Source organism: Streptomyces sp. NPDC026206 (assembly GCF_040638465.1).
Lineage (GTDB): Bacteria > Actinomycetota > Actinomycetes > Streptomycetales > Streptomycetaceae > Streptomyces.
In genome coordinates this window covers 269,422-286,912 of the sequence record NZ_JBEZYL010000005.1, presented here as the reverse complement: position 1 = coordinate 286,912, position 17,491 = coordinate 269,422, and the positions used below count along the sequence as shown (strand labels likewise).

General features: G+C 73.2%; 15 protein-coding genes. 9 read left to right on the top strand and 6 right to left on the bottom strand.

Going from position 1 to position 17,491, the window contains the following annotated elements:
• Window positions 1-55 precede the first annotated feature (55 nt).
• Complete coding sequence (locus AB0F13_RS11355) at window positions 56-1,870, top strand: hypothetical protein (protein WP_362078776.1); 1,815 nt, start codon at window positions 56-58, stop codon at window positions 1,868-1,870.
• Window positions 1,871-1,985: 115 nt separating this feature from the next.
• On the opposite strand, the gene AB0F13_RS11350 is transcribed toward AB0F13_RS11355, so the two are convergent.
• Both AB0F13_RS11350 and AB0F13_RS11345 read right to left on the bottom strand, forming a co-directional pair.
• Window positions 1,986-4,070, bottom strand: a complete 2,085-nt coding sequence (locus tag AB0F13_RS11350; protein ID WP_362078773.1) for a tetratricopeptide repeat protein — start codon at window positions 4,068-4,070, stop codon at window positions 1,986-1,988.
• Between the two features lie 191 nt (window positions 4,071-4,261).
• Entirely contained in the window at window positions 4,262-4,501 is a 240-nt protein-coding gene (locus AB0F13_RS11345; protein ID WP_362078770.1) for a chaplin, read from the bottom strand.
• A gap of 247 nt (window positions 4,502-4,748) precedes the next feature.
• Between AB0F13_RS11345 and AB0F13_RS11340 the strand changes: the two genes are divergently transcribed.
• The gene (locus AB0F13_RS11340; protein ID WP_362078767.1) at window positions 4,749-5,438 is read left to right on the top strand and encodes a 4'-phosphopantetheinyl transferase superfamily protein; all 690 of its coding nucleotides are present in this window, start codon (window positions 4,749-4,751) and stop codon (window positions 5,436-5,438) included.
• A gap of 204 nt (window positions 5,439-5,642) precedes the next feature.
• Here the strand turns inward: AB0F13_RS11340 and AB0F13_RS11335 are convergent, their stop codons facing one another.
• Window positions 5,643-6,611, bottom strand: a complete 969-nt coding sequence (locus tag AB0F13_RS11335; protein WP_362078764.1) for a polyprenyl synthetase family protein — start codon at window positions 6,609-6,611, stop codon at window positions 5,643-5,645.
• Window positions 6,612-6,863: 252 nt separating this feature from the next.
• Here AB0F13_RS11335 and AB0F13_RS11330 point away from each other — a divergent pair, with 252 nt between their 5' ends.
• From AB0F13_RS11330 to crcB, 4 genes are all read left to right on the top strand, one after another.
• A complete protein-coding gene (locus AB0F13_RS11330) occupies window positions 6,864-8,114 on the top strand; it encodes a styrene monooxygenase/indole monooxygenase family protein (RefSeq protein WP_362078761.1) in 1,251 nt (416 codons plus the stop codon).
• 68 nt (window positions 8,115-8,182) lie between these two features.
• The gene (locus tag AB0F13_RS11325; protein ID WP_362078855.1) at window positions 8,183-8,629 is read left to right on the top strand and encodes a CrcB family protein; all 447 of its coding nucleotides are present in this window, start codon (window positions 8,183-8,185) and stop codon (window positions 8,627-8,629) included.
• Window positions 8,626-8,988 (top strand): DUF190 domain-containing protein, encoded by a 363-nt coding sequence (locus AB0F13_RS11320; RefSeq protein WP_362078758.1) that lies wholly within the window; start codon window positions 8,626-8,628, stop codon window positions 8,986-8,988. The genes AB0F13_RS11325 and AB0F13_RS11320 overlap by 4 nt, the downstream gene beginning before the upstream one ends.
• On the top strand, window positions 8,985-9,347 hold the full coding sequence (gene crcB / locus AB0F13_RS11315; protein ID WP_362078755.1) for a fluoride efflux transporter CrcB: 363 nt from the start codon (window positions 8,985-8,987) through the stop codon (window positions 9,345-9,347). The genes AB0F13_RS11320 and crcB overlap by 4 nt, the downstream gene beginning before the upstream one ends.
• A 7-nt stretch (window positions 9,348-9,354) precedes the next feature.
• Here the strand turns inward: crcB and AB0F13_RS11310 are convergent, their stop codons facing one another.
• Entirely contained in the window at window positions 9,355-10,251 is an 897-nt protein-coding gene (locus tag AB0F13_RS11310) for a LysR substrate-binding domain-containing protein (RefSeq protein WP_362078752.1), read from the bottom strand.
• Between the two features lie 87 nt (window positions 10,252-10,338).
• On the opposite strand from AB0F13_RS11310, the gene AB0F13_RS11305 reads away from it, so the two are divergent.
• Genes AB0F13_RS11305 through AB0F13_RS11295 form a run of 3 tightly spaced genes read left to right on the top strand, consistent with a single transcriptional unit; the run spans window position 10,339 to window position 13,740 of the window.
• A complete protein-coding gene (locus tag AB0F13_RS11305) occupies window positions 10,339-11,043 on the top strand; it encodes a succinate dehydrogenase cytochrome b subunit (protein WP_362078749.1) in 705 nt (234 codons plus the stop codon).
• A gap of 1 nt (window position 11,044) precedes the next feature.
• Window positions 11,045-12,991 carry a fumarate reductase/succinate dehydrogenase flavoprotein subunit gene (locus AB0F13_RS11300; protein WP_362078746.1) on the top strand — a complete coding sequence of 649 codons (1,947 nt, stop codon included), beginning with the start codon at window positions 11,045-11,047 and terminating at the stop codon, window positions 12,989-12,991.
• On the top strand, window positions 12,988-13,740 hold the full coding sequence (locus AB0F13_RS11295; RefSeq protein WP_362078743.1) for a succinate dehydrogenase/fumarate reductase iron-sulfur subunit: 753 nt from the start codon (window positions 12,988-12,990) through the stop codon (window positions 13,738-13,740). Before AB0F13_RS11300 ends, AB0F13_RS11295 begins: the two co-directional genes overlap by 4 nt.
• A 195-nt stretch (window positions 13,741-13,935) precedes the next feature.
• Here AB0F13_RS11295 and AB0F13_RS11290 read toward each other — a convergent pair whose 3' ends face one another.
• Together AB0F13_RS11290 and AB0F13_RS11285 are read right to left on the bottom strand one after the other, a co-directional pair.
• Window positions 13,936-15,882, bottom strand: a complete 1,947-nt coding sequence (locus AB0F13_RS11290) for a glycosyltransferase family 39 protein (protein WP_362078740.1) — start codon at window positions 15,880-15,882, stop codon at window positions 13,936-13,938.
• A gap of 17 nt (window positions 15,883-15,899) precedes the next feature.
• Entirely contained in the window at window positions 15,900-17,087 is a 1,188-nt protein-coding gene (locus AB0F13_RS11285; RefSeq protein WP_362078737.1) for a bifunctional glycosyltransferase family 2/GtrA family protein, read from the bottom strand.
• Window positions 17,088-17,491 lie beyond the last annotated feature (404 nt).

Below are 17,491 nucleotides of genomic sequence, written 5' to 3'. Positions count from 1 at the left end.
CGCCGCCCAGTCACCGATAGGGTCTGCCGGACGGTGGACCACAGGAACAACCGGGATGCAGCCGGGAAGCAGCGGGGAAGAGAGCGAGGGCGCGGTGCCGGACGCAGGAACCTCCCGCCCGTCCCACCTCCTGCTGAGGAGCGACGCCGCGCAGTGGGCCACCGCCCCGCCCGTCCGCACCGTGCTCGGCGTCATTCACAACGTCACATCGGCCACACGGCTGTTCGACCTCCTCTCGCCCTTCGAGGGGGACAGCCGCGTCCATGTCGTCTTCACCTGCCCGGGGTCCTCGGCGTTCGACGCCGGGATACGGGAGTTCGCCGCGGCGCGCCAACTGCCCTGGATATCCTGGGAGGAGGCCAGGCGGGAGAAGTTCGACCTCGCGGTGAGCAGCAGCCGGGGCGGTGACCTGCATGAGATCAACGCTCCGCTCGTCGGCGCCCCCCACGGCGCTGGCTACAATAAATACTTGAGCCGGGAGCCGGGAGCCGGGAGCCGGGAGCCGGGAGCCGGGAGCCGGGAGCCGGAAGCCTTCGGCCTTGATGCCGAGTGGCTCACCCACCGGGGCAGGCTGATTCCCTCCGCCATCGTCCTCTCCCACGACGAACAGCGCGAGCGCCTGCGCCGGGGCTGCCCCGAAGCCGTGCCGCTCTCCGTCGTCGCCGGGGACCCCTGCATGGACCGGCTCCGCGCCGGCCTTCCCTTCCGGGAGGAGTACCGCGCCGCCTTCGGGCTGCGCCCCGGCCGGAAGCTGCTCGTCCTCACCTCCACCTGGGGCCCGCGCTCCCTCCTCGGCGCGAACATCGACATCGTGCGCCGGGCACTCGCCGAGCTGCCCCGCGACGGCTACCGCGTCGTCGCCGCCGTGCACCCGAACGTCTGGTACGGGCACGGTGGTTGGCAGGTCCGCTCCTGGCTGGCCCCCTACCTCCGTGCGGGGCTCGTCCTGCCGTCGCCGGAGACCGACGCCTGGCAGGCCGCGCTGGTGGCGGCCGACGCGTTCATCGGCGACCACGGCTCGCTGAGCCTGTACGGGGCCGCGCTCGGCGTGCCCGGCCTGCTCGGGGCCTTCGGGGAGGACGTGGTGGCCTCCGGTTCACCCATGGACCGGCTGGGCTCGGCGTTGCCGCGCGTGCGTGCGTACGAGCCGCTCGAAGGGCAGGTACGGCGCGCCATGGCCACGCAGCCCGGCGACGAGCGGCTGGCGGAGATCGGCGGGCTGGTCACGTCGCGGCCCATGCGGGCGGCCGCGCTGCTGCGCCGCCTGTACTACGCGCGGATGGAACTGACCGAGCCGGACCTCCCCGCCGTGCCCCGGCCCGTCGCGCTCCCCCTGCCGCTGGCCGCCGAGCGGTACGAACCGGCTCCGCCGGCCCTGTTCGTCACCGTTGTGCCGAGCGGCACCGGCGGGGCGGTGTCGGTACGCCGCTACGTGGCCGGGTTCCAGGGCTCCGTCACGGGGCACCTCCCCGACCCGCACCTCGTGGCGGCGGAGGGGGAGCCCGACCCGCGCTGGGCGCGTGCGGCCGATGTGATCGTGGCGGCCCGGCCGCCGGGGGCCGGGGAGTCCGGCCGGCCGGTGGCCGAGCGGCTTCTCCGGGAACACCCGGGGTGCTGGCTGGCCGCCGTCCCGTACGGGGTGGGGGCGGCGGGGTGTGCGGCGTTCACGCGTGACGGGCGGGAGCTGTCGGCGCGGTGGGAGGGGGCGGGGGTGCCGGATGCGGATGCTGTTGCGGATTCCGTTTCGGTTGCGGCGTCGGTGCTCTTTGCGGGGCTTGCGAACGGCTGGGGGGAGGGGCGTGCGGTCGACGTGGACGTCGACGTCTGCGACGGAGGGCCGTCGGTGCGGCTCGTGGTGCGAGGGGTGTGATGTGCCCCTGCCCCGCCCTTTCACCTCCCCCAGCTACCGCTGGGAGGTGCCCCCATGTCCTCAATCGCCGGACGGGCTGTCTGTGAGACCGGGGTCCGGGGCGGAGCCCCGGGGGTCAGCCGAGGCGGGCCCGCACCGTGGCGGCCGCGGGGCTGTTCACCCGGTCGTACAGGGCCAGTGCCGCGCGCCAGTCGGCCTCGGCCGGCTCGCGACGGCCCTCGGCCGCCAGGACGTCGCCGCGCATCAGCAGGATGTCAGCCTCCTCCTTGGGGGCGCCGCAGGTGTGGATGAGGGTGACGGCCTCGTTCAGCGGGGCCAGGGCCTCGTCCGGGCGGTCGGCGCGCAGGCGGGCCTGCGCGTAGTGCCACAGGGACTTGGCCTCGTTGAAACGGTCGGGCAGCCCGGCGAACAGCGTCCGGGCCCGCAGCAGCAGACCGGCCGCCTCCGCGTGGCGGGACTCGGCACTGCGGGCGCGGCCGAGGTGGAACGTCAGGAGTGCCCTGCCCCGGGGGTGGCCGACGCCCTCCAGCGCGTCGACCGCGCGCTGGAAGTGGCCGGCGGCGGCGCCCGGCCGGCCGGCGCGGAGTTCGAGGAGGCCCAGGCCCTCCAGCGCCGACGACACGGTACGTGCGTGCCCGGCGGCGGATGCCACGCGCAGGGCGTGTCCGTAGTGGTCCCGGGCGGCCGCGACGTCGGTGCCGTCGTCCCGGTCGGCGTAGGCGAAGGCCAGCTCGAAGTGCATGCGGGCCACGGCGACGCGGTCCTCTCCCCGCTCCGCCGCGGCCACGCCCAGCAGGCACACCGCCACCCAGTCCGCGTGGTACTTGCGCCGGAAGAAGAAGCCGCGCAGGGCCTCGCACAGCTGCCATGCCACCGCATGGCGCCCGGTGTCGTGGGCCAGCTCCACGAACGCCACCGCGTTGGCGCGGTCCGCTTCCATGGCGTCGAGGGCCTCGTCCACGCCGTCGAAGACGTCCCGGAGGAGCTCGGGCCGTGCGAACAGCGGCCCGTGGCGCCAGCGGTCGGAGGTCCGCCACTCGACGGCCGCCGCCCGGTGCAGGTACCAGTCGGCGTACCGGTCGAGGACGGCCGCGTCCGCGTCGCCGGCGACGGTACGGGCGTGGTCGTGGACGAGGGCGTGCATCCGCAGCCGCCCGTCGCCGGCCGGCTCCAGCAGCCGCTCCCGTACGAGCGTGCGGACGTCACCCTCCCCGGGGGCGGCCCGGCGCACGAGCTCGCGGGAGAACCCGGGCGTCGGGTGCAGGCCCAGCGCCCGGTAGAGCGTGGCCGCGCCCGGGGGCAGGGAGGCGTACACGGCGTCGAAGACCTGCGCGACGGAGAGGTCGTCGGGCACGGTGAGCGCCTCCAGACGGGTGCGGCGGTCGGCGAGTTCACGGGCCAGCTCCGCGGGATCCTCCCCCGTCTCCAGCAGTTCACCCACGCGGGCACCCGCGATCCGTACGGCCAGTGGCAGGCCGGCACAGGCACGCAGCACGTCCTCCAGCGCCGGCCGGTCCAGGGCGTCGGGGCACCCCGTCACCGCGTGGAACAGCTCGGCGCCGGCCACGGCGTCGAGGGCGTCGAGGCGGACGCTCAGCGTGCGCGGGTGCGAGGCCCGCAGGCCGGTGAGGGGGAAGCGGCTGGTGACGACGACCACGCTGCCGGGGTGGCCCGGCAGCAGGGGACGCACCTGCGCGGCGCTCACCACGTTGTCCAGGAACACCAGCGTGGGCGCGCCGGCCGTCAGCGACCGGTAGTGCGCGGCGAGGCCCTCCGGGTCCGTGGGCCTCAGGCCGGGCGGTAACTGATGAGCCGCCAGTTCTCTGACGAAGCCCTCCAGTACGGCGACGGGGTCCCGCGGCCTGAGCGGGCCCTGCGGGCTCATGTCGTCCTGGAGGTGGCCGCCGGGGAAGCCCGCGCCGAGCTGGTGCAGCCAGCGCAGGGCCGTGGCGGTCTTCCCCATGCCGGGCAGGCCGGTCACCATCACGAGCAGGGGCGCGTCGCGCCCGGCCCGTTCGGCGGACGCCCGCGCGAGGGCCGCGAACACCGGGACGCGGTCGACGAACACCTCCGGCGCCGGGCCCAGCAGCCGTGGGGCCCGCGTCCTGTCCCGGTGCACGTGAACTTCCCGCGCCTGCACCACGGGTGCCAGGAACGTGCCGCCCGTGATCGAGTTCTCGGTGCCCTCGCGCTCCGCCATGCGTTCCCCGCCCCACCGCAGTTGTGGGGAGAGATCCTACGTGCGGCCCGCCGAGGCCGGAGCGGGGCGGGCCGGAGCGGGGCGGAAAGGCACATGGCGCCCGCCGGCGGTTCGCCGGGGGCGCCATGCAGCGGTACGGCTCGGGTGCGGGGTGCGTCCCGCAACCACCGGCCGACCGCGCCGGGCAGGCGTCAGCCGTTGACGCAGACGTTGCCGGATGCCGGGTTGAGCAGCCCGACGATGTTGATGGTGTTGCCGCAGAGGTTGATCGGAACGTGGATGGGAATCTGGATGACGTTGCCCGAGATGACACCCGGGGAACCGACGACCGCACCCTTCGCTCCGGAGTCGGCGGCCGCCCCGCCGGCGACGCCGGCGAGAGTGGCGCCCATGGCGGCGGTGACGACTGCAGCCCTGGCGATTCGTGACATGGGGAGACACCTTTGCTTGGACGTACGGGACGAGCACCCGGCCGGTGACGGCCGGGAGCCCGGATCAACGTGTGGAGATCGCAAAGGTTTCGTCCGTGAAGCGACCGAGTGATCCCGATAGGGGCCGAATGGGTGGCCGGTGTGGGCTGATCAACAGCAATAGGGGTTTCCTCATTGGCTTCCCGGCTGGCAGGGTTCCTGTCGTACAGGCACTCCGGCCGCTCCGACCATGGGATTACTGGCGAAAATGATTGGCGCCCTGCTGACCTCACCGATCGAGACCGCCGAGTCGTTCGACGACCCTGCAGCGGCGCCCGCGCTGTTCGCCGAGGAGGAGGCGCTCCTCACCAAGGCGGTGGACAAGCGGCGCAGGGAGTTCACCACGGTGCGGACCTGTGCCCGGACCGCCCTGGGCCGGCTGGGCATCGCCCCCGCTCCCATCATCCCCGGGCAGCGCGGCGCCCCGCAGTGGCCGGCCGGGATCGTCGGCAGCATGACCCACTGCGCGGGCTACCGGGCGGCGGCCGTCGCGCGGGACGCCGATGTGCTGACCATCGGACTGGACGCGGAACCCAACGAGCCCCTGCCCAACGACGGGGTACGCGAACTGGTGACGCGCCCCGAGGAGCACGGATGGCTGGCCCGGCTGGACGCCGAGCGGCCCGAGGTGTGCTGGGACCGGCTGGTGTTCAGCGCCAAGGAGAGCGTCTACAAGGCGTGGTTCCCGCTCACCCGGCTCTGGCTGGACTTCCAGGACGCCGTCGTCGAGGTCGACCCCGACGCGCGGACCTTCAGCGCCCGGGTGCTGACGCCGGATCCGCTGCTGGCCGCGACCGGGAACCGGCTCTCCGGCTTCGACGGCCGCTGGCTGGTCCGCGACGGCCTGATCGTCACCGCCATCTCGGTGCCCGGCCGCCGGGGCGTGTCCGCAACGTAGCGCCGTGCGCCCGAAGGGCGTGGGCCGTGGCGTCCGGTGCCTGCGGTCGCAAGGCGGAGGGTCGCCCTCGTACGGGGCGTACCCGGGCGGTGCCGACGACGCGAGGAGGTCCCCCCGGCCACCGCTGGGAGGTGACCCCGGTGCCGGGTGCCGCGGGCCGGGCGGGACTTTGCGCACACGCCCTGGCACCGGGAGGCGCCGCGGTCACCCGTCCTGGGACGCCACCCGCGCCGCGAAGGCGGCCAGTTCCCCGGGCCAGCCCTCCGCCACGGGCGCGGCCGCGACCGTGGCGCGGGCCCGCCGCACAAGCTCCTCGATCAGCTCCTCGGCGATGTCGCGCTCCTCGGGGTCCAGCAGGAGCTCGCGCAGCAGCTGCGCGTCCCACGCGTACTCCGGACCGCCGTCGAGGAAGCCCCGCAGCCGCCACGCCGCGTGCAGCGGGCGGGCGTAGGCGTCGTAGGGGGCGTCGAGGTCGGGGCGGCCGGCGAGGGCCGCGCCCAGGCGCAAGGGGTGGGCCAGGGCGTACCAGCCGGCCGTGCAGCCGCGGTCGCAGCCGGACACGCAGCGCCCCGGCCAGGGGTCGTCGAGGTACTCGGCGGCCATGGCCTCGCGGGTGTAGGAACCGATGGCGCGCCGCACGCGCAGCTCGTCCCAGAGCGGCCGGGCGTCGGCGGGCAGCCCGGCCGCGAGCCGGTCGGCGAGGGCCAGGGCGAGGTCGCCGGCGAGCGTGGCGGTGGACTCGCCGAACCGCCGGGAGTCGCCCGACCAGCCGCCGCGCTCGTGGTCGGCGGCCCGGCCGGTGTGCAGGGTGGGGATGCCCCGGCGCAGGGCGGCGTCGTCACGGACGTCGCCGCGTATGAGGGTGCAGGTGTCGAGGAGTTCAAGGGCGGCGGCAACCTCGACGGCCTCGGCGGCGGCCGGGTTGCCGCCCGCGGCGAGGTAGCCGGTGAGGAGCACGACCGGGCGCGCCCTGTCCCCGCCGGCGGTCACCAGCGAAGCCAGGGACTCGATCAGCTCCGCGCCGCGGGCGTCGGCGGTGCGCCACAAGTGGTGTTCGTCGTCGAAGAGGCCGCGCAGCCGCTCCTCGACCCGGTCGAGCATCCGCGCGCGCTGGCGCCGGGGCGAGGGGGTGCGGGGCGCCACCTGGCCGGGCGGCTGGGGTTGCTTCGTCATCCGGGTGCCTCCCTGGCTCGGGTCGCGGGCCTCGGCCGGCCCTGGCGGGCGGCGGCTCCGCTCTCGACGGCGGAGGGTGACCGGCCAGGAGACTGCCCAGCGGCACGCGAAGGAAGCGCCGGTTTCCTGCCAACCGCGGTGTCGGGTGGGCAGGGTGACGGCCGGTGCGGCCCGCGCGTGCCGTCTGTACAGCGCGCGCCGCGGGCGGTTACAACGGGGGGCGGCCACGGGAACCGGCTTTCGGAGGCAACCATGCGCAGGATCGCGATCGTCGGCGCCGGACAGGCGGGGCTGCAGCTGGCCCTGGGGCTGCGGGCGGCCGGGTACGAGGTGACCGTGGTCAGCGCCCGTACGCCCGAGGAGATCCGGGGCGGGCGGGTGCTGTCCACACAGTTGATGTACGGGCCGGCGCTCGCCCTGGAGCGGGAGCTGGGCCTGAACCTGTGGGACGAGGAGACGCCCCCGGTCGAGGGCATGCGGATCAGCCGCGTCGAGGCGCCGGGCGCCGCGGCCCCGGAGCGGGCCGTCGTCGCCGCCCTGGACGAGCCCGCCCGCTCCGTCGACCAGCGGGTGAAGACCGCCCGGTGGCTGGAGCTGCTGGAGGAGCGCGGCGGCCGGGTGGAGTACCGGCAGGTCGCGGCCGGGGAGCTGGCGGCGCTGGCCGCGGGCCACGACCTGACGGTCGTCGCGTCCGGGCACGGGCCGCTGGGGGAGGTCTTCGGGCGGGACGACCGGCACAGCCCCTACCGCGCCGCGAGGCGCGCCCTGGCGTGCGTCTATGTGCACGGCGCCCGGCCGGACCCCGGCCTGCCGCCCTCCTATCTGCGGATGTGCGGGTTCCAGGAGGCCGGGGAGTTCTTCGTGCTGCCCGCGCTGACGCTCTCCGGGCCGTGCCACATCCTGCTGTGGGAGGGCCGGCCGGGCGGGCCCCTCGACTGCTGGGACGACGTTCCGGGGCCGGGCGCGGCGCTGGAGCGCTCCTGGCAGCTGCTGCGCTCGTACGCGCCGTGGGAGTACGAACGGTGCGCGGGCGCCGAGCCCGCCGACGCGGGGGCCGTGCTCAGTGGAAGCCTCGTCCCGGTGGTCCGCCACCCCGTCGCGGAGGTCGCCCCCGGCTCGTACGTCCTGGGCATGGCCGACGCCGTCGTCCTCAACGACCCGGTCACCGGTCAGGGCTCGAACAACGCGGCGCGCTGCGCCGGCCGCTATCTGAGCTCGGTGCTGGCGCGCGGCGAACGGCCCTTCGACCGGGCGTGGATGCACGAGACCTTCGCGGGCTGGTGGGAGCACGCACGGCACACGACCGCCTTCACCAACATGCTGCTGGACGCCCCGCTGCCCGAGCACGTCCAGCACATTCTCGCCGCGGCCACCGAACATCCGGAGCTGGCCCACCGTTACGTCAACGGCTTCGCCGACCCCGCCGACTACCAGGAGTGGCTGATGGACGCCGACCGGGCCGAGGCCTGCCTGGCGGCGGTGTCGGGCCGGGTGGCGGGCTGAGCGGCGGGGAGGCGGGCGTGGGCTAGCCTGACGCGATGGGCACGACGGGCGCGGCACGGCCGGGAGCGATGACGGGCGCCGCTGCGCCGGCGCCCCCGCGACGCCACGCCTCCCGGGGCCCGTGGCCCGTTCTGTGCGCGGTGTCCCTGGGCGGCGGGGCGGGGGCCGCGGCCCGCTACGGCGCGGCACTACTGTGGCCGACCGCGAGCGGCGCCTTCCCGTGGACGACGCTGCTGGTCAACGCGGTGGGCTGCGCGCTGATCGGGGTGCTCCTGGTGAGCGTCACGGAACTGGGCACGCCGCACCGGCTGGCCCGGCCGTTCCTGGGCACGGGCGTGCTGGGCGGCTTCACGACGTTCTCCACGTACGCCGTCGACGTCCAGCGCCTGGTGGAGGACGGCCGTGCGGGCAGCGCTCTCCTCGCTCTGGCGGCGACTCCCGTCGCCGCGCTGGCGGCGGTGTGGGCGGCCGCGGCGGCGACCCGGCGGCTGATCGTCCTGCGGAGGACACGATGAGGCTCCACGGCAAGGCCCTGCGCGTCACGGCCCTCGTCGGCGAGTCCGACACCTGCGTCACCGGCCGGGGTCACCGGCCGCTCTACTCCGAGATCGTCCACCGCGCCCACGCCGCGGGCCTCGCGGGCGCCAGCGTCTTCCGCGGCATCGAGGGCTTCGGCGCCTCGTCGCTGATCCACACCTCCCGGCTGCTGTCGCTGAGCGAGGACCTGCCGGTGGCGGTGATCGTCGTGGACACCCCGGAGCGCGTACGGGCCTTCCTGCCCGTACTGGCGGAGCTGGTCGGCGAGGGCCTGGTCACCCTCGACGAGGTGGAGGTCCTGCACTACAAGGGCCGCGGCCGGGAGACCCCTGCGTGAACTGGCTGCTCGTCATCGCCGGCGCCATGGCCGGCGCTCCTCTGCGCTATCTCACGGACCGGGTCGTGCAGTCCCGGCACGACGCGGTCTTCCCCTGGGGCACGTTCGTGGTGAACGTGGCCGGCTGCCTCGTGCTGGGTGTCCTGACCGGGGCGGTGCCGGACGAGCGGTGGCGCCTGCTGCTGGGTACGGGCCTGTGCGGCGCGCTGACGACGTATTCGACCTTCTCGTACGAGACGCTGCGCCTGGCCGAGGACGGTGCCCGGGGGTACGCGGCGCTCAACGCGGTGGCGAGCGTGGTGTGCGGGACGGGCGCGGCCTTCACCGGGGTGGCGCTGGGCCGCACGGTGTGGGGCTGAGCGCCCCTCACTCCTCCTCCGCCACCTCCAGGTGCTCCAGCAGCACGCGGCGCAGTTCGCGCGCCGCGCGGGGCGGGGCGGCGTCCTTGCGGTGGGCGACCGCGACGGTCCGCCGCATGCGTTCGCCCTCGAAGGGCGTGACCCGCAGGCCGGAGCGGGCCGCGACCATGCCGGGGACCACGGCCAGCCCCAGGCCGGCGCGGACGAAGCCGAGGACGGCGTCCATCTCGCCTCCCTCGACGGTGAAGGAGGGCTCGAAGCCGGCGGCCCGGCACGCGGCGGTGGTGATCTCGCGCAGGTCGTAGCCGCGCCGGAACATCACCATCGGCAGGTCCCGCAACTCCTCCACCCGCACGCGCGGGCCCCGGCCCGGTGCGGGGCCGGAGGGCGAGGAAACCACGACCAGGTCCTCGCGGAGCAGCTCGGTCGTCGCCAGGGCCGGGGCGCCGACCCCGAGCGGGGTGATGATCAGGGCGAGGTCGAGGCGGCCGTCGGCGAGCCGGCGGACGAGGTCCTGCGACCCGCCCTCGTCGACATGCAGCTCGATGCCCGGGAACCGCTCGTGGTACGTGCGCAGGACGTCCGGCACCAGGCTGGCGCACAGGCTCGGCGGCGCGCCCAGCCGCACCCTGCCGCGCCGCAGCTGGGCGACCTCCTGCACCTCGCGGCGGGCCGTCTCGGTGTCCTCCAGGACCCGCCGCGCGAGCGGCAGCAGGGCCTCGCCCGCGTCGGTGAGGGTGATGTTGCCGCGGGCCCGGTGGAAGAGCTCGGCGCCCAATTCCCTTTCGAGGGCGCGAATCTGCTGGGAGAGCGACGGCTGAGCGACGTGCAGCGCCTCGGCGGCCCGGGTGAAGTGGCGCAGGCCGGCGACCGTGGCGAAGTAGCGGAGCTGCTGAAGTTGCACCACCCCAGGATAGATAGGCACAGCCTATGGAAACCAGCATGATCATGTCTTGGACGCATCGAAGGGACCCGCCTACCGTCGGGTTCCATGGCACTCGCGACCCGGACGGCCCGGTCTCCCTCCCTCATCGGCTCCGTGTGGCGCTCGACCGTCGGCAAGAAGGCGGTCATGGCCGTCACCGGCCTGATCATGCTGGCGTACCTCGTCGCCCACATGATGGGCAACCTGAAGGTGTTCTTCGGAGCCGGCGAGTTCAACCACTACGGGCACTGGATCCGCACCGTCGGCGAGCCGTTCCTGCACCGGGAGTGGTTCCTGTGGACCGCACGGGCGGTGATGTCCGCCTCGGTCGTCCTGCACGGGGTCGCGGCGTACCAGCTCAGCCGCCGGGACATCACCGCCCGCCCGGCGAAGTACGCGCACAAACGGCAGCGTGCGAGCTATGCGACGCGCACCATGCGGTGGGGCGGGGTGATCCTGGGCCTGTTCATCGTCTGGCACATCCTCGACCTCACCACCCTGACCGTGAACCCCAACGCGCAACAGGGCCGCCCGTACGAGAACCTCGTCGCCTCCTTCGACCGCTGGTACGTCAGCGCCTTCTACATCGCCGCGATGCTCGCCCTCGGCCTGCACATCCGCCACGGCTTCTGGAGCGCCGCGCAGACCCTGGGCGTCGGCTCCCCCCGCCGCGAACAGGTGCTCAGGCTCCTCGCCGACGGTCTGGCGCTCGCGCTGACCTGCGGATTCATCGCCATACCCGTGGGCGTCCTGACAGGAGTCGTGAGCTGAGATGAACGAATACCTCCACTACCGCACCGGTGCTCCCCTCACCGATGCCAAGGCTCCCGGCGGCCCCGTCGCCGAGCGCTGGGACCGCCGCCGCTTCGAGGCGAAGCTGGTCAACCCCGCCAACCGCCGCAAGCACACCGTGATCGTCGTCGGCACCGGCCTGGCGGGCGGCGCGGCCGGCGCCACGCTGGCCGAACAGGGCTACTGCGTCGTCCAGTTCTGCTTCCAGGACTCTCCGCGCCGCGCCCACTCCATCGCGGCCCAGGGCGGCATCAACGCCGCCAAGAACTACCGCAACGACGGCGACTCCGTGCACCGTCTGTTCTACGACACCGTCAAGGGCGGCGACTTCCGCGCCCGCGAATCCAACGTCCACCGCCTCGCCCAGATCTCCGTCGAGATCATCGACCAGTGCGTGGCCCAGGGCGTGCCGTTCGCCCGTGAGTACGGCGGGCTGCTGGACACCCGCTCCTTCGGCGGCGTCCAGGTCTCGCGGACGTTCTACGCGCGCGGGCAGACCGGGCAGCAGCTGCTGCTCGGCGCCTACCAGGCGCTCAGCCGCCAGATCGACGCGGGCGCCGTCGAGATGCACACCCGCACCGAGATGCTCGACCTGATCGTCATCGACGGCCGGGCGCGCGGCATCGTCGCCCGCGACCTGGTCACCGGCCGCATCGACACCCACTTCGCCGATGCCGTCGTGCTCGCGTCCGGCGGCTACGGCAACGTCTTCTACCTCTCCACCAACGCGAAGAACTCCAACGCCACGGCCGTCTGGCGCGCCCACCGGCGCGGCGCCCACTTCGCCAACCCCTGCTTCACCCAGATCCACCCCACCTGCATTCCGCGCTCCGGCGACCACCAGTCGAAGCTGACGCTGATGAGCGAATCGCTGCGCAACGACGGCCGCATCTGGGTCCCGGAGGCCAAGGGCGACACCCGCCCGCCGGCCGCGATACCCGAGGACGAGCGGGACTACTACCTGGAGCGCCTCTACCCCTCCTTCGGCAATCTCGTCCCGCGCGACATCGCCTCGCGCGCCGCGAAGAACGTCTGCGACGAGGGGCGGGGCGTCGGCCCCGGCGGCCAGGGCGTCTACCTCGACTTCGCCGACGCGATCGAGCGGATGGGCCGCGCGGCCGTCGAGGCGAAGTACGGCAACCTCTTCGAGATGTACGAGCGGATCACCGCCGAGAATCCGTACGAGGTGCCGATGCGCATCTACCCGGCCATCCACTACACGATGGGCGGCCTGTGGGTGGACTACGACCTGCAGACGACCGTGCCCGGCCTGTTCGCGATCGGCGAGGCCAACTTCTCCGACCACGGCGCCAACCGCCTGGGCGCCTCCGCCCTGATGCAGGGCCTGGCCGACGGCTACTTCGTCCTGCCCTCCACCATCAACGACTACCTCGCCCGCCACCCCCACGAGAGCGTCGACCCCTCCCACCCGGCCGTCACCGGGGCACTGGCCGACGTCACCGGCCGCCTCGCCCGGCTGCTGGCGGTCGACGGCGACCGCACGCCCGACTCCTTCCACCGGGAGCTCGGCGAACTGCTGTGGGACGAGTGTGGCATGGCCCGCACCGACACCGGCCTGCGCAAGGCGCTGGAGCGCATCCCGTCCCTGCGGGAGGAGTTCTGGCGGCGGCTCAAGGTGCCGGGTACGGGCGAGGAGCTCAACCAGTCGCTGGAGAAGGCCAACCGGATCGTGGACTACCTCGAACTGGCCGAGCTCATGTGCCTGGACGCCCTCCACCGCACGGAGTCCTGCGGCGGCCACTTCCGGGAGGAGAGCCGCACGCCCGACGGCGAGGCGGCCCGTAAGGACGAGGAGTTCGCCTACGCAGCGGCCTGGGAGTTCACGGGGACGGGCAGCGCGCCCGTGCTCCACAAGGAAGACCTGAACTTCGAGTACGTCCACCCCACCCAGCGGAGCTACACGTGAACCTCACCCTGCGCATCTGGCGCCAGCGCACCCCCGAGGACACCGGGGCCATGACCACGTACGAGGTCAGCGGCATCAGCGAGGACATGTCCTTCCTGGAGATGCTCGACCACCTCAACGAGGAGCTGATCCTCTCCGGGGACGAGCCGGTCGCCTTCGACCACGACTGCCGCGAGGGCATCTGCGGCGCCTGCGGCATGGTCATCAACGGCCGGGCGCACGGCCCGGAACGCACCACCACCTGCCAGCTGCACATGCGCCACTTCCGCGACGGCGACACCATCGACGTCGAGCCGTGGCGGGCCGCCGCCTTCCCGGTCGTCAAGGACCTGGTCGTCGACCGTTCGGCCTTCGACCGGGTCATCGGCTCCGGCGGCTACGTCTCCGTACCCACCGGCTCCGCCCCCGAGGCCCACGCGACGCCCGTGCCGAAGCCGGTCGCCGACCTCGCCTTCGAGCACGCCGAGTGCATCGGCTGCGGGGCGTGCGTGGCGGCCTGCCCGAACGGGTCGGCGATGCTGTTCACGTCGGCGAAGGTCGTGCATCTCAACGTCCTGCCGCAGGGCGCACCGGAGCGGGAGTCGCGGGTGCTGGACATGGTGGCGGCCATGGACGACGAGGGGTTCGGCGGCTGCACCAACACGGGCGAGTGCGCCACGGCCTGCCCGAAGGGCATTCCGCTGCAGTCCATCGCCTCGATGAACCGCGAGTACCTGCGGGCCACCCTCAAGGGCGGCCGGCGGCGGTGATGCGCATCGTACGCGGTGCCGGAAATGAAAGGGCCCGGATAATGCCATCCGGAGAATACCGGCGGAAGGGTGCAGAGAATTCTTGAATACGGTGCCGGCCACGGACGGTTCGCCTGCTCGTCGCCGGTGACCGGGGATTCGCCCGCAGGGGATTCTGCCGTGATCGAAAAATCCCATGCGGGCGGCGGGTCCTCGTCAGCGGGTGGCGCAGTCGTACAGCACGACGTCGTCCCCGAATCCCTGGGCGCCGGGTGCGGTGGCGGGACGGGGGACGCCGCCGTACGCCGATGCGGGGACCTTGGCGCAGTGCTCGCCGATCCATGCGGTGCGGCGGACGAAAGTGTCGGCACCCATGGCACCCTTGTCCGCTCCCAGGACATACCGCAGCCGGCCGCTCTTGGTCCACTTCTCCAGCTGGGCAAGGGTCGGTGAGTCGTTGTCGCCCCCGTAACCGCCCATGCCGATGACTGGCTCATCGGTGTTCAGGATGTACGCGGAGGCGGCCATGGAGCCGCGTTCGATGGCCAGGGGGATCTGCTCGGAGCGGGCCCGCTCGGTGACGTAGCGGAGGATCTTGCGCTGGGTTTCGGTGAGTTCGATGCTGCTGCTCGGGATGTGCGGCAGCTTCGTCGGTCCCGCGATCGGGTTGAGGCCGCCCATCGCCTGAGTGGAGCCGGGGACGGTCGCCGCCCAGGCTCCGGGGGCCGCGAGGACGGCGACCACCGCGCACGCGAGTGCGGCCGGGCGCAGTCCGCTCACCGGCCGGGAGGCCAGGAGCAGGGCGACGGCGGCGCAGCCGGCCAGCAGGACCGGCCAGACGAGCCATCCGTTCCAGTCCGGCGCACGGCGGATGACCACCGCGGCCCAGCCGGTGGTCACCACGACGGCGGCCAGGGCGGCCGGGGTAGCCCAGCGCACCCCCGCCCGGTGCGCGCGGATCAGCGCGGAGAGCAGGCCTCCGCACAGGGCGGCGATCGCTGGAGCGATCAGGGTGGTGTAGTAAGGGCGGAAGAGGCCCTGCTGGGTCGAGAACAGGACGGCGCACACCACAAGCCATGTCCCCCACAGCACCCAGCCGGACGCGGGCAGGACCGCGTCGGCGGTCAGGACGCCACGGCGTCGCAGCACCGCGCCCGCCACCGCCACCGCCAGCGCCACGGCGCACAGCGGCAGCAACCAGCTGATCTGGCCGGCGACCTGGGCGTTGAAGAGGCGGCCGAGCCCCGCCTTGCCGCCGAAGGCGTCGGTGCCCTTCGCGGCGTCCTCGGCGTGGAAGATGCGGCCGAGCCCGTTGTAGCCCATCACCAGGTCCCAGGCGGAGCCGTTCTTGCCGCCGCCGATGTAGGGACGGTCGTCGGCCGGCCACAGTTCGGCCACCGCGACCCACCAGAAGGACGAGACGACCAGCACCGCGCCCGGGAGCAGCAGCCTCCACAGCCGGGTGGCCCAGCTGCCCGCCGCGCCGACGACCCAGGCCGCCGCGAGCGCGGGAAGCACCATCCAGGCGGCCAGCATCTTGGTGAGGAAGCCGCAGCCGATGAGGAAGCCGCTCGCGCACAGCCACCAGGTGGCGGAGCGGCCCGTGGCGCCCTGCGATGCCTGCAGGGCGCGGGTGAGGGCGTACGCGGCCGAGACCACCAGGAGAATCAGCAGGGTGTCAGGGTTGTTGTCACGGTTGATGGCCACCGTGATCGGGGTGAGGGTGAGGGTGAGGGCGGCGAGCAGTCCCGCGCCCTCACCGGCCCAGCGGCGCACGGTGCGGTGCAGCACGAGCACCGCGGCCACGCCCTCCAGCACCTGGGGCAGGATCAGCGACCACCCGTGCACTCCGAAGATCTTGCCGCTGATCACTTGGGGCCACAAGGCGCTCGGCGGCTTGTCGACCGTGATCACTCCGGCCGCGTCGTAGGAGCCGAAGAGCAGATTGCTCCAGCTGGTCCCCATCGACTTGGCGGCCGCCGAGTAGTAGATGTTGCCCCAGTCGAGACTGGTCAGGGACCATCCGTAGAGCCCGACGGCGAGGAGGAGGACTGCGCCGAGGGCCGCGCGCGCCGACCGGGCGGGCAGGGCGGCAGGGCGCACCCGTGGCGTCGTCCGGCCGGGCGCGGGCTCGCGGGGCAGGGTGGAGACGGAGTTGCTCATGGTTTGATTCGCTTTCGTCAGGGAGTGCGGCGCCGGCGGAAGCTGCGGAAGACGGCCAGCCGCAGCACGATGAACCGGATGACGGTCACGACGGCCGACGAAACGGCCAGCACTGCGGTCTCGGCCGCCGGCGAGGCTCCGTTGACGACGTGCGTGAACGACAGCACCGAGGCTGTGGTGATCAGGTACCCGAGCAGGAAGAGGGCACCGGCGCCGAGGTGGGCGCGGGCCGGCTTGGTGGAGGAGTGCCGGAACGTCAGCCGGCGGTTGGCCTCGGTGTTCAGCACAGTGAGGACGAGCAGCGAGGCCAGGCTGGCCAGGGCGGGCGACCACCACGTGCGCAGCAGCCAGTACAGGAGGGCCTGGCCGATCGTCGAGACGACACCGATGGCGAGGAAGCAGCCCACCTCCCACGAGAGGGTGGAACGGGCGGACGTGGGAGCAAGGACCGCGTCGGGGTGTTCGGCGGCCGGCGCCGGGCGGCGGGGCAGCTCCACGGTGCCGGCGCCCGACGCCCGGACCCGGGCCATCCGCCACAGACCCCGCAGATCATCTATCGCCGTGCCCATGACATCAACGCGGGTGTCGATGTCCTCCACCCAGTCGACGGGCACCTCGTGGATCCGCAGGCCGTTGTGCTCGGCCAGCAGCAGCAGTTCGGTGTCGAAGAACCACGCGTCGTCCTCGGTGACGGTCAGCAGGGGGCGCAGCACCTCGGTGCGGGCGGCCTTGAAACCGCACTGGGCGTCGCTGAACCGGGCGCCGTGCGAGAGCCGGATCAGCCCGTTGTAGCAGCGGGAGACGAACTCACGGCGCGGTCCGCGCACGGTACGGGCGCCGGAAGCCAGCCGACTGCCGATCGCCAGGTCGGAGTGGCCGCTGGCCAGCGGCGCTATCAGGGGCAACAGCCCATCCAGCCCGGTGGAGAGGTCCACGTCCATGTAGGCGACGATGTGCGCGTCACTCGCGGCCCAGACGGTCCGCAGCGCGAGACCGCGCCCCTTGCGGTCGAGGTGGACGGCGCCGACGCCGGGCAGTTCACGGGCGAGGCGGTGCGCGGTGGCCAGCGTCCCGTCGGTGCTGGCATTGTCGGCGACGGTGATGCGCCAGGGGAACGGGAATTCGTTCGACAGTCGGGCATGCAGGGTACGCAGGCAGCCGGGTAGGGCCCGCTCCTCGTTGTAGACGGGCACAACGAATTCCACCGTCGTAGTACCCGAATTCGGGAATTCGAATCGGGCTGGCGGTTGGAAAGAGGTCGTTGTAGTGCCCTGGATGCTAATGGTCATGAGTTCCTCGGGCAGGAGGGAATATCGGCGCATCCAGTGTGGGTTGGGGCGTGCATTTCACGGCCGCGTTCACCGGGAGATCGGCAGAAAGCTGCCACACCGCAGGCGTGCCGGCTCATGTGCGCGCATAAGCTGCCATTCTCCTTTTCCGGTCCGATGAGAACCGGTCCGGAATCCGGATCAGACCGCACATCCGCCCGTCACCTTGTCGATTCCCTTACGGGAAGACGGAGATGCCGGCGCCCGCACGCGGAGCCGGGGCGAGCGATGGTTGCGGGTGCGTACGCGGAACGCCGCGGTGCCCAGCGTCATATCGCCGT